The following is an 11,807-nucleotide window of genomic DNA, read 5'->3' on the forward strand; positions in this document are numbered from 1 at the left end:
GTGGCGATGACGCCGCATCCGGGACAGCCGGTGAGCGGGTCGCAGGCCTCGACGTCGAGGAGAACGGCGGTGTCCGTGACGTGAGCGTCAACGAGGTGCAGGTCGGGCAGACCGAGGAGGACATCACACCTGCTGCAACGATCCAGGGCAGCAGCGCAGGGGCACGTAGGATGGGGCATAGTCGAGGTCCTTGGTGTGCGCGGGGGTTAGAGTCCGCTCATCATCAGGGACCTCGACGTCTATCCCCAGCACCCTCGCCCCATCGGCGCGCCCACACTCAACTCTGAAGAGCCAGTTAAAGTGTTCTCACTATTGGAATTGAGCCGTCGTGACACTCTACGCGTGCGGTGACACACCACTGCACGCGTACTCACGTCGCCCACGAACGGAGATGGTCCTTGAAGTTTCGCCGGCTCGTCCGGACCGCACGCACCGGAGCCTGGCATCTGCGCAAGGGCGGCCTCAACCAGTTCCGCCGATGGCAGCAGCGGCAGGGAACGGACTCCCGGAACCCCAGGATCTCCGAAGCTGGATCACTGCTGGAGCGCTATCACCCGATTGGAGAGACTCACCGGGCCCCCGCATTCGCATCGGTGCGGGTGGGAGTCATCCTCGATGATTTCTCCGCACTTGCCTTCGCGTACGAATGGGACACCGTGCCGCTGTCACGGAAGGGCTGGCGCGAAGAGCTCCAGAGCCTGGATTTCGTCTTCATCGAATCGGCATGGAACGGCAACGGCGGCCAGTGGCAGTACCAGCTCACAGGTGAGAGCGGGCTCAAAGCCGATGCACGTGAGCTGCTCGCGACATGCCGCGAACTGGGCATCCCCACCGTGTTCTGGAACAAGGAGGACCCGCCGCACTTCGAGGACTTCCTCGAGGCAGCCTCCCTGTGCGACCACGTCTTCACCAGTGACAGTCGGCTCATCGACGACTATCGGACGCAGCTGGGACACGATCGGGTGGGCCCGTTGTCATTCGCGGCCCAGCCCGCGATCCACAACCCGGTGCGGCCTGCCGGTCCACGCCGTGAAGAAGGCGCGGCATTCGCGGGGATGTACTTCGCGCACAAGTATCCCGAGCGCCGCGAACAGATGGACTGGCTCCTGGGCGGAGCGGCCGATGCCGCGCACAAGGCCCAGGAGCGCTTCACAATCTTCTCCCGCCAACACGGCGGAGACGATAAGTACCAGTTCCCCGGTGAACTCGCCGCCCACGTGATCGGCTCGCTGCCCTACGACCGGATGCCGAACGCGTACAAGGACTTCGCACTGTTCCTCAATGTGAACTCCGTCGTGGACTCCCCCAGCATGTGCGCTCGCAGGATCTTCGAGGTCACTGCGAGCGGCACACCCGTCGTCAGTGCCCCCAGCGCGGCCACCCGACGGTTCTTCCCTGTCGATGAAGTCTTCCAACCTGCTGGACGGACGGAAGCTGCACACACAGTCCGCGCGCTGATGCGCAGCCCCGAGCTCCGCGATCGGTCCGTGCACCTGGCCCAGCGACGCATCTGGGGCGAGCACACGTACTCGCACCGGGCCATGCAGATCATGGACGTGCTGAGCATCCCCTATGACGACCCCACCGTCTCCACGGCCACGGTCATCGTCTCCACGAATCGCCCTCACCAGGTCGATCACGTGCTGCAGTCCGTCGCGAAGCAGACCGGGGTCGTTGTGCAGCTGTCCCTCCTCACTCACGGGTTCGAACTCGTCGAAGACGACGTGCGGTCACGTGCTGCCAGCATGGGATTGGACGATGTGATCCTCCGTGCCGCGCCGTCCTCCCTCAGTCTGGGCGAGTGTCTGAACCTCGCGATCGAGAGTGCAGACGGTGACGTGATCGCCAAATTCGACGACGACGACTACTACGGCGAGCACTACCTACTCGATCAGATCCATGCCTTGCACTATTCTGCAGCGGACCTCGTAGGTAAGCAGGCCCACTACATGCACCTCGAAGACACTGGTGCTGTGCTCCTTCGCTTTCCTGAGCGAGAACACAAGTTCACAAAACTGGTGATGGGGCCGACGATGGTGGGACGCCGTGAAGCATTCACTGACATCCGGTTCCGTCCGATCACCCGGGGAGAAGACACCACCTTTCAACGAGAGTTGATCGACTCGGGTGGCGCGGTGTATTCGGCCGACCGTTTCAATTTCGTCCAAGTTCGTAAGGACGACGGCGCACATACGTGGACCGTCGAGCAGTCTGAACTGCTCGCTAACAGTGTCGTGCATGGCTTCGGCCTCGCCCCGGAGCATCACTTCTTCTGAACCAAGCGAATGACGCGCATTACACATGCCTGTAGAAAGGACCTCACTATGACATCACCCCACACGCCTTCCGTGGCCGTCATCGGCCTCGGTTACATCGGACTGCCAACTGCTGCCATTCTCGCTAGCGTCGGCGTGCAGGTCACGGGAGTCGATGTAAAGCAGAGCACGGTCGATGCGGTGAACGCTGGCGAGCTCCCTTTCGTGGAGCCTGACTTAGGTACCGTGCTGGCGGGCACCGTTTCACAAGGCACTCTGACAGCCTCCCTTGAAGTCCCGAAGGCGGACGCGTACATCATTGCAGTTCCGACACCGTTCAAGGGGGACAAGGTCCCAAACCTTTCCTACATCGAAGCTGCGACCCGCAGCATTGCGTCGACGCTCACCGGTGGAGAACTCGTCATCCTCGAATCGACATCACCCCCGGGAGCGACTGAGCTCGTCGCGCAGACAGTAATGGATGCACGACCTGATCTCACACTCGAACCTGACCTGCCGAATACCGTCTACTTCGCGCACTGCCCCGAGCGGGTCCTGCCGGGCCGCATCATGATTGAGATGCGCACGAACGATCGGATCATCGGTTCCGTCAACGGTGACGCGGGCGAACGAGCAAGAGACCTCTATCAGCTGTTCTGCGAGGGCGAGATGCTCCTCACCGACGCGCGCACGGCGGAGATGGCGAAGCTGACAGAGAACGCGTTCCGGGACGTCAACATCGCGTTCGCGAACGAGCTCTCACTGATCGCCGACCGCGTGGAAGTCGACGTGTGGGAGCTCATCGAGCTGTCCAATCACCACCCGAGGGTGAATATCCTGCAGCCGGGCCCCGGAGTGGGCGGCCACTGCATCGCGGTCGACCCCTGGTTCATCGTCTCGTCGGCGCCAGAGGAATCGCGAATGATCCGCAACGCACGCGAGATCAACGACGAGAAGCCGGAGTACGTCCTCAATCAGGTCGTTCCGCGTGCGCAACGGTTCAAGCAGCCACGCATCGCAGTCCTGGGACTGGCCTTCAAGCCCGACATCGACGACCTGCGCGAGAGCCCTGCAATGCACATCGCCGATGAACTCGCCCGGCGGCTGCCCGAGGGAGAGATCATGGCCGTCGAGCCGCACATCGACGAACTTCCGTCGTCTCTTACGGCACACGGCAACGTCGTGCTCACGGAGTTCGAAGCAGCGATGTCGGCAGCTGACCTCGTCCTGCTGCTCGTCGATCACACGATCTTCAAGAACGCTGACCCTTCCGCGCTGACGAGCGCCCAGATCTTCGACACACGCGGTGCGTGGCGAAGCATCTGAGAACCGCGGTCGCTCACGACACAGCTCAATCTGACGTGGTCGGTGTCGCCGGTGCGCTCCGTTCGAACACGAAGACGGTCGCAGAGCTCGCATCCACGTCGAGCTGGAGGTCAGCTGTGTCCTCCAGCTCGCCGGAGTACGGAAGGTTCGCTGGCAACGGAAGCGGCTCCAGATAGTTCGACACCATCGGTTCAGTGAGGTTCTCCGCGGAGACCTGCGAGGCCGCGATCGCGGCGTAACCGTCCGGTACATCGACGCTCATTGGCGTGGCGTCGATGTCCGCCGCATCAGCCGTGCTGAGCACCGTGACGACGATCTGATCTGCGGCCTCATTGTGGACAGCGTAGGTCCGCACATCGCTGCGAGCACCTTCGATGGAAATGAACTCACCGTTCGCACTCATCGATGCCAGGCGCAGCGCAGCGTGGTTGTTCTGCCCCACGATCGCCGCCGGACCATCTTCAGCTGTGCAGATGACAGACATCGGTGCCCCACCCAGACAGTCGCCCAGCATGGAGTGCATCGCCATCCGCTGCACGCCCAGCTGAGCCGCATGCAGGGTGTAATCGATGGTCCACAGTGCTTTCGACTGTGTCCGCGAGGTGTCGTTGGTGCCAGGGCAGCTGGTCGGACCGGTTTCCTCGACCCATAGTGGCAGGCCCGCTTCATCGGCTACCCCCAGCCCGATGCCGAGGATCCTCGCCGCAGATTCGTGCACCTCCGGGTGGACGAAGTTCTCCGCCTGCGGGCCTCGACCCGGCACCTCTGTCGACTCGCAGTCGTAGAGCGCGTACCAGTGCTGACTCACCGCCGCCTTGTCGGCTATATCCGATCCTGCGAACCCACGCATCCACTCGGCGTCGAACGCTCCGGGCCCAGCGATGGGCAGGCCGGGCGCCGCATCCGCGACCGCCGCGGCGTACTCCTCCACCTGCTGCACATAAGCATCGACGTCCCAGGAGTCGTCGCGGACGCGGTGGTTCGGCTCTCCCTCCACGGTAAAGCCGTTCGGCTCGTTGCCGATCGAGACGGCGACCAGAGCATCACCGAGGGACTGCTGCGCATGTGCGGCCATGTCCGCGCCCCGCTCCGGGTCGAAGTCTCCGAGTGGAAGCCCCAGAGTCACCTTCGCGTCCGTCGCATCCGTCAGCTTCCGCAGCCGCTCCAGATCCTCCGGCTGGACGACTACGTCGTCGGAGTCGTCAGGTGACTCGCCCGATGACGTCCAGAACAGGTTCCTATCCAGTCGGTTCCCTCCGAAGCGCAGCGCAGGAGCACCCAGCTCATTGAGACGTTCGTCCAGCGTCGATGCTTCCGGATCGAGACGCGGATCAGCCAGGTCGGTTGCTTCCAGAGAGATGCCGATGTTCTCCGGCCGAACACTCCCACCGACCTTGTCCATCGAGACAGTCAGCTCCACAGGGTCGCCCAATGAGGCATGCTCGCCCAGGTCCTGCACGAACTCTTCGGCATCGTCGCGAAGGGTAAGCCCAGGAGCTGAGGGGGGTTCCGGAGGCTCCGTCGTGCGGGTCCCCCGCTCTTCGTCGACTCCCAGGCTGCAGCCCGCGAGCAGGAACACTCCGGCCGAGGCCAGCGCACTTACTCTTCTCACTCGGGTCCTCACCGGCCCAGTCTATTGGCAGTCCTGCGAGGCTCGGACGTCTAGGGGTGGGACCACCGTGCGCGCGCGGTCTCCGTGGGGCCGTCGACCTCGGTGAAGCCCGCGTCGACTACACGCACCGGGGCGGGCGGTGCACTCGCCCAGGAGGTTTCGGTGGCGAACTCCACACGGACGCGGAAGCCTGTATCCCGCCAGGCCGCGCGGGCCTGGTCCGGCATCTGCTCGTACGCGAGCTGTGCCGCGTGGCCGACCTGCGCTGCCGCCTTGCCCGTCGTGAGAGTCGCCGCCGGTAGCAGCTCGATGACGACGACGGCCTCCGTCGTCGCACTCGACGTCGTGGAGGGGTCGTACGCACCATCGTCGGACTCGCTCACACCCAGGGGGAACTCAGTTCCGCCTACCTGCAGCTTCTTCAGCTCGCGGGGCAGCGGCTGCATCGGGCCGGGCGGCAGCACGAGGACGTCCACCGGACCGAAGTCGAAGGCACTCCTCCGCTGCACGCGCACGGATCCCAGCGCTGCGGCGTCCTCGAACTGCTTCCCGTCACCCCGGCGCACGACCTTGCGGATAGCGCCGTGTCGCCAGTACTCGACGGCGTCGTGCCACTCACCACCGGGCTGGCAGCGGGGGTCGTCGAGGAAGGTGACGACGGCCTCGGCGGCGGCCTCCAACACGTCTACGTGACGGGCGATGTGCGTCTTGGATCTGCGGACCACCATCGGCAGGGCCCACGGGATGTCGTGATCGCTCTCATGCCTCCTCATGCGGGAGACGTCGGGGCCTGCGGAGTCGGCAGTGCCGGACTCCGCATCGGCCTCGCTCACGCCTGCTGCCCGGACTTCTCCACGACTTGTCGCTGGATGCGCGTGAGCATCCCCGACATGCCGTTGAGCCGCAGAGGGCTCACCGCCTTCGTGAGCGACAGTCGCAGCGGGAAGTCCGCGGGGACAGCAAGGACCTCACCGACCGTGCGGCCATCCAGCCCCTCTTGGAGGATGCCGGCGAAGCCGCGTGTGGTCGGAGACTCCGGAGGTGCAGAGAAGAACAGGCTCACCGTTCCGTCCTTCGGGTCGTCCGCCGGTTCGACCTCGGCGATGACGAAGATCGGCGACTGACATTCCGGCACCGACTCCAGCAGCTCCGGGTGGTCTGCGTAACGGTCGGGCAGTGCGGGCAGCTCGTCGCTGAACTCGAGGAGGATCTCCAGCAGTTCGTTCTGCGCCGCGGCCGCGAAGTCATCGGCGATCTCCTGGAGGCCGCCGGGCAGCGGTGCGTTCGTCTGGTCGGTCATGCGCGGGGAGCCTCCCCCGCCTCTGCACCGGTGACGATCGGCACGCGCACGACGTTGCCCCACTCCGTCCAGGAGCCGTCGTAGTTCTTCACGCTGTCGAAGCCCAGCAAGTGCTCGAGCACGAACCAGGTGTGCGAGGAGCGCTCACCGATCCGGCAGTAGGCGATGATGTCGCCGTCGGCCTGGAGGCCCAGGTCGTCGAGGTAGAGCTTCTGCAGTTCATCGGCGGAGCGGAAGGTGCCGTCGTCGTTCGCGGCTTTGGCCCACGGGACGGACTTCGCGGTGGGGATGTGGCCGCCGCGCAGGGCGCCCTCTTCCGGGTAGGCGGGCATGTGGGTGCGCTCCCCCGTGTACTCCTCCGGGCTGCGCACGTCGATGAGCGGGATATCGCCGATCGCGTCGCGGACCTCCGGCAGGAAGGCGCGGATCTGGGAGTCGTCGCGGTCGACGACCGGGTATTCGGTGGGAATGGGTTGGGGCTTCTCGCGGGTGTACTCGCGGCCCTCTGCCTCCCACTTCTGGCGGCCGCCGTCCATGAGGCGCACGTCGTCATGGCCAAAGAGGGTGAAGACCCACATCGCGTAGGCGGCCCACCAGTTGGACTTGTCGCCGTAGACGATCAGCGTGTCGTCACGGGAGATGCCCTTGGCGGACATCAGCTGCGCGAACCCCTCGCCGTCGACGTAGTCACGGGTGACGGGGTCGTTGAGCTCCGTGTGCCAGTCGATCTTCACCGCACCGGGGATGTGGCCGGACTCGTACAGGAGGACGTCTTCGTCGCTCTCGACGATGACGACGCCCGGGGTCTCGAGGTTGTCGGCCACCCACTGCGTGCTCACGATGCGGTCCGGACGCGCGTAGGCCGCGAACTTCGGATCCGAGGTGTCCGCGGGAACGCGGGGTGCGGTGGAATCAGTCACGGTGCCTCCGTAGGGGTTGGGCTGTGTGGTGGGCAGCATGTGCGATGCCTTCCGGGACAACCATACGGAGGCGGGCGCCTATTCCCCAGTTCGCGCCCCAGTCCGCGTGCTCGCCCACGTCCGGGTGAAGGCGCTGCCGAGCTTCTTCCACGTCTCATCCCGGATGAAGATCGCGTCGACGGCGATCATCGTCAGCGAGAACCAGGGCAGGCCCATGAGGACCCCGATGCCGATGTGGAAGCTGAGGATGCCAAACAGTGCGACGACACGGGTGCCGCGGCGCAGCAGCATGAAGGGGAAGGCCATCTGCAGGATGATCGAGCCCCAGCTGATCGCCGCGACGCCCGGTCCCCAGACGGTCAGCAGGTCGGCCAGCTCCGGCCACGTGCTGAACTGTGCGACGTGCAGCGGGTCGTAGACGGCCCAGCCCTCCGACCACGGAGTGCCGCCGGCCTTGTACAGCGCGCCGGAGACGTAGATCGCCGACACCTGGAACGTCAGGACGATGAGCACGATGTTGTGTGCGAGGTTCGTCAGCTCCGCGGGCAGCAGCCTCTCCCCCGCCAGCTTGCGCCGCCACCAGGGCTGCGCGACCTCGATGGGCCGGGCCCGGCGTCGGGCGTCCAGTGACAGCCGCATCGAGTTGTCCGCGAAGAGCAGGGCGATGAGGAAGATGCGGTAGGCGTTGTCGCCCTGATCGCCGGCGCCGTCGTTGACCTCGATGAAGCTGACCCAGCCGACCAGGTAGATCGGCAGCATGATCCGCGTGCGCCACCCCAGCATGATGATGACGGCCAGGATCCCCAGGAGGATGTAGAGGAGGGTGAAGAGCGCGGGATTGTCCGCGACGTTGTGGAAGAGGCTGAAGAGCCAGATGCTCGGGAAGTCGCTGACGGATTCCGCCAGCTCACCGTTCCACGCGGAGCCTTCGCCGAAGGTGTAGAGGCGCGCGTTGAAGTTCGTCAGCAGCAGGCCGATGCCCACGAAGCCGACGACGATGCGGGTCACGGCGAGGCCGTACTGGGCATGCTTCGCCTCCAGCAGCCAGTTCTCGGAGAAGAAGTAGAGGTCCGCGATGACCTTCACGACTCCGTGCCAGAGCTGGGACAGGAGCCCGCGTGCGGTGCGGAGGATGCGCATGCCCGGGGGCGCGGCTTGGGCCTTCTGGGCGGTCTTCGCCGTCTGAGTGGCGGCTGTGGTCTTCTGCGCAGGCTTGTTCCGCGTGGTGCTCTTCGGGTTCATGAGCAGACATCCTCCGGTGCGGAGCAGAAGTAGTTCGCGAACTGTTCGCGCGACTGTCCGTCGCGCTCGATGAGGCCGCGCCAGCCGGTGTTGACCACCTGGAGGGGCGGCTTCTGAGCATCGGGCTCGTTGCGCTCCGCGAATGGGATGACGTTCTGTCGCGTCGTCTGGAACTGCACCCGGGCGACGTTCTCACCCCAGACGGCGTAGGCCACCTGAGTGGCGTAGGCGGTCAGCTCCTCCTCTGCTTCGAGGTAGGCGTCGACGACTTCCTCGCCATCGTAGGACTTGAGGTTCTCCTCCAGGCTGGGCTGCCAGTCATCTTGGAAGTAGTTGAGCTCGGCCACGACTTCGTGGTCGGTATTGAGGTCCTCGAAAGCGCGCTTGTGCGCGGACGTGACGTTGAGCGCCAGGTTCGCGGCCCGGGGCGGGACGAGGTTGTGTCGCGACAGGGAGATCTCCACGTCTGTGGCGCGCACCCAATCCGTGACCGTCTCCGTGCCGTTCTCGACGACGACGGCGCGGACGTCCAGGCGGTGGTCGCCGTTGACGGGAGCCGGGGCGAACACGCTCCAGCTCTGCCCGTACAGGGGGAGCATGTAGCTGCGCAGCGCATCACCGGGGACCGCGTCGCGTGCGGGTCCTGCAGGTGCGATCCAGAGGAAGGAGGCGGCCACGTGCCATGCGGTCATCACCAGGGCGATGACCATGCAGATCCGGATCCAGAGGGGTCGCTTCGTGCGGACCGGCGCTTCGGTCTCTGCGCTGTTGCTCACGTTCAAGACTTCTTTCGATAGCTGACGCAGTGGCGGGGCGCTGCGGTCAGTGCAGCACCCCGTCCCTGTGCCGACGCCAGAGCCGGCCCCTCACCCGGAGGCGAGGAGCCGGCTCTGACTATACGGTGTGACTCACGCCTTCCGGCGGCGAACCACCATCAGGATTCCGCCACCGACAAGCAGTGCCAGTGCCGCGATCGCGAGGATCGGGCCCATGCTGTCGGTACCGGTCCGGGGAAGGTCGTCTCCGTCTGCGTCACCCTGTGCGTTCACCGAGCTTCCGGCACCCGCGTTCGCGTCGGCCGATGCGCTGGCGCTCGCCGAAGCGTTCGCCGAGTCATCACCCTGCGCGTCAGCATCAGCCTGCGGCGACGCGTTGGCGTCGGCTTCCGCATCGGCAGTCGCATCAGCATCCGCCGTGGCGTCAGCCGTGGCGTCCGCGTCAGCTGCTGCCGAGGAGGTCGCATCGCTGGATGCGTCAGCGTTCGCCGCCACGGTCGAGGCAGCCGCTGCGTCGGCGGTCGCCGCTGCAGTGGTGTCCGCGTTCGTGTCGGTAGCCGAATCGCTGGTCGCTGTAGCTTCAGCCGAGGCCGAAGCTGCTGCGTTCGCATCCGTACTCACGTCAGCCGAGGCCGTGGAAGCATCCGTCTCAGCAGCGGACTCTGCCGCTGCCGAAGCATCCGCGTCAGCCTCAGCCGAAGCGGCCGTGTCAGCATCTGCGTTCGCCGCAACCTCTGCCGCTGCCTGAGCAGAAGCGTTGGCATCGGAATCCGCGTCAGCCGAAGCCGCAGCGGAAGCCGAGGCGTTCTCGTCGACATCGGCCGAAGCGTTCGTCGAAGCGTCAGCCTCAGCAGCAGCTTCCGCTGCTGCCGCGCCGTCCGCATCGACCGAAGCCGCTGCCGCCGCGTCCGCACCTGCGAGCAGATACTCGGAGCTGATCTCTCCGGCGTCCTTCGTGGCGGTGGATGCGGTCGTACCCAGTTCTAGCGATGCCTCATCGAGAACTTCGTCCGTCACACCGTCCAGGTCGAGCTGATCGAAGAGGTTCGTCAGGTCGACTGTGGCGGGACCGTATGCGCCGGGGCTGTTCGGATCGAGGTCAAGAACCCCGTCCTCACCGACAGCACCAGCGCTGGCGGTCGACGACGTCATGTTCAGCGATTCAGCTTACGAGTTCAGCGCACCGAGCTCACCCAGCTCGAGCAGACCAGCAGCGTCCGGGCCCGCCTTGATCAACGGAAGCATGATTCCGTCACCCAGGTCGACCTCGAGAGCGTTGAGCAGTTCGAGGTTCAGAGGGGTGGATCCCGGACCGATTTCACTGGGGAAGCCGGTGTGCGCGGTGTTGAGGTCAGCCAGATCCGCAGTGAGCAGATCCGTGTCAAGGACCAGTCCGAGCGCTTCCGACTGGTCCTCGGGGCGGCGTTGGCAACCGTCACAGGGGCTGCGAGCAGTTCGATAGCTGTTCCGGCTGCGACGGCGCCTCTCCATCTAGCGCGGGCGAACCGCGGGAGATTACGTCTCAATTCGGCATCCTTTCGGATTGATGTTCCCCGGGAAGAAGTTCAACAGTTCTAGGGCGAACACTCACATGCCGATTTCCGAAAAGCCTCCGCCGAACATTTCGCGATGGATGTTAAATGGCGAGACGTTGGTACCTGTCAGTAACAAAGAATGGCTCGACAGGGCCTCACCGCAGCTGCGCGAAGGCTTCGACGCGGGCCGTCGGGCCGACGACCAGCAGGGTGTCTCCGACGTGCAGAACCGTGCTGGTCTCCGCGGTGCGCCACTTGCCCTGCGGGGACCGGAAGGCCGCGATCGTCACCTGATGCGTGGTGCGGACTCCTGCTTCGCTGAGCGTGATCCCGTCGAGCGCTGCCGGCGCGGCGGTCTTCACCATGGCGTAGCCGGGCTCGATCTCGACGTAGTCGGCCGCCGCCCCGCGCACCAGGTGGGCGACTCTCCGCCCCATGTCGCGCTCCGGCGAGAGCACCCGGTGGACGCCCAGCTGATCCAGGATGATGGCGTGCTGCTCGTCATCCGCTTTGGCCCAGACGACCGGCACCTTGAGCTGGAGCAGCAGGGAGGCAGTGAGGATCGAGACCTTGATGTCGGAACCGATCGCCACCACCACTCGGTCGAACTCGCCCAGCCCCAGCTCCTTCACGACTTCGCGCTTCGTGGTGTCGGCACGCACAGCCTGGGTGAGACGACCGTTCATGTCCTGCACGATCGAATCGTCGAGATCGACGCCGAGCACCTCCGTGCCGGTCTCCATCAATTCCAGCGCGAGAGATGAACCGAATCTGCCGAGGCCGATCACGGCGACGGAATCGGCTTCCGCGATCCGATGCATCCGGCCGGGATGAGAGCGAC

The 11,807-nt window shown here is 65.2% G+C and carries 11 protein-coding genes; 2 read left to right on the top strand and 9 right to left on the bottom strand.

The genetic code is table 11. The features are described from left to right. Positions 1-398: 398 nt before the first annotated feature. Both BJEO58_RS12310 and wecC read left to right on the top strand, forming a co-directional pair. Positions 399-2,276: a glycosyltransferase family protein gene (locus tag BJEO58_RS12310; protein ID WP_101589774.1), complete on the top strand. Its 1,878-nt coding sequence runs from the start codon at positions 399-401 to the stop codon at positions 2,274-2,276. Positions 2,277-2,324: 48 nt separating this feature from the next. Next, positions 2,325-3,581 carry a UDP-N-acetyl-D-mannosamine dehydrogenase gene (wecC, locus tag BJEO58_RS12315; RefSeq protein WP_101589775.1) on the top strand — a complete coding sequence of 419 codons (1,257 nt, stop codon included), beginning with the start codon at positions 2,325-2,327 and terminating at the stop codon, positions 3,579-3,581. A gap of 25 nt (positions 3,582-3,606) precedes the next feature. Here wecC and BJEO58_RS12320 read toward each other — a convergent pair whose 3' ends face one another. The 9 genes from BJEO58_RS12320 to BJEO58_RS12360 all read right to left on the bottom strand — a co-directional run bounded on the left by BJEO58_RS12320 (position 3,607) and on the right by BJEO58_RS12360 (position 11,787). Then, the gene (locus BJEO58_RS12320; protein ID WP_219617112.1) at positions 3,607-5,193 is read right to left on the bottom strand and encodes a hypothetical protein; all 1,587 of its coding nucleotides are present in this window, start codon (positions 5,191-5,193) and stop codon (positions 3,607-3,609) included. 50 nt (positions 5,194-5,243) lie between these two features. Beyond that, positions 5,244-6,026, bottom strand: coding sequence for an aminoacyl-tRNA hydrolase (locus tag BJEO58_RS12325; protein ID WP_246076040.1), 783 nt, complete (start codon positions 6,024-6,026; stop codon positions 5,244-5,246). Then, positions 6,023-6,493 (bottom strand): SufE family protein, encoded by a 471-nt coding sequence (locus BJEO58_RS12330; protein WP_101589777.1) that lies wholly within the window; start codon positions 6,491-6,493, stop codon positions 6,023-6,025. Before BJEO58_RS12330 ends, BJEO58_RS12325 begins: the two co-directional genes overlap by 4 nt. Next, complete coding sequence (locus tag BJEO58_RS12335) at positions 6,490-7,413, bottom strand: sulfurtransferase (protein WP_246076041.1); 924 nt, start codon at positions 7,411-7,413, stop codon at positions 6,490-6,492. Before BJEO58_RS12335 ends, BJEO58_RS12330 begins: the two co-directional genes overlap by 4 nt. Positions 7,414-7,491: 78 nt before the next feature. Continuing rightward, positions 7,492-8,655, bottom strand: coding sequence for an HTTM domain-containing protein (locus BJEO58_RS12340; protein WP_246076042.1), 1,164 nt, complete (start codon positions 8,653-8,655; stop codon positions 7,492-7,494). After that, complete coding sequence (locus BJEO58_RS12345) at positions 8,652-9,431, bottom strand: DUF5819 family protein (protein WP_246076043.1); 780 nt, start codon at positions 9,429-9,431, stop codon at positions 8,652-8,654. The genes BJEO58_RS12340 and BJEO58_RS12345 overlap by 4 nt, the downstream gene beginning before the upstream one ends. Positions 9,432-9,563: 132 nt before the next feature. Further along, positions 9,564-10,589 carry a choice-of-anchor G family protein gene (locus tag BJEO58_RS12350; protein WP_308297869.1) on the bottom strand — a complete coding sequence of 342 codons (1,026 nt, stop codon included), beginning with the start codon at positions 10,587-10,589 and terminating at the stop codon, positions 9,564-9,566. A 9-nt stretch (positions 10,590-10,598) separates the two neighbouring features. Beyond that, positions 10,599-10,922: a hypothetical protein gene (locus tag BJEO58_RS12355; protein WP_101589780.1), complete on the bottom strand. Its 324-nt coding sequence runs from the start codon at positions 10,920-10,922 to the stop codon at positions 10,599-10,601. A gap of 199 nt (positions 10,923-11,121) precedes the next feature. Further along, a complete protein-coding gene (locus BJEO58_RS12360; protein WP_257904217.1) occupies positions 11,122-11,787 on the bottom strand; it encodes a potassium channel family protein in 666 nt (221 codons plus the stop codon). Positions 11,788-11,807: the final 20 nt, after the last annotated feature.

The sequence above is a fragment of the Brevibacterium jeotgali genome (assembly GCF_900169175.1).
In the GTDB taxonomy this organism is placed as follows: Bacteria; Actinomycetota; Actinomycetes; order Actinomycetales; family Brevibacteriaceae; genus Brevibacterium; species Brevibacterium jeotgali.

Bases quoted from the DNA above. Each gene is read 5' to 3' on its own strand.
- BJEO58_RS12360 (WP_257904217.1), bottom strand. From the start codon at position 11,787: ATGCATCGGATCGCGGAAGCCGATTCCGTCGCCGTGATCGGCCTCGGC.
- wecC (WP_101589775.1), top strand. From the start codon at position 2,325: ATGACATCACCCCACACGCCTTCCGTGGCCGTCATCGGCCTCGGTTAC.
- BJEO58_RS12355 (WP_101589780.1), bottom strand. From the start codon at position 10,922: ATGGAGAGGCGCCGTCGCAGCCGGAACAGCTATCGAACTGCTCGCAGC.
- BJEO58_RS12330 (WP_101589777.1), bottom strand. From the start codon at position 6,493: ATGACCGACCAGACGAACGCACCGCTGCCCGGCGGCCTCCAGGAGATC.
- BJEO58_RS12340 (WP_246076042.1), bottom strand. From the start codon at position 8,655: ATGAACCCGAAGAGCACCACGCGGAACAAGCCTGCGCAGAAGACCACA.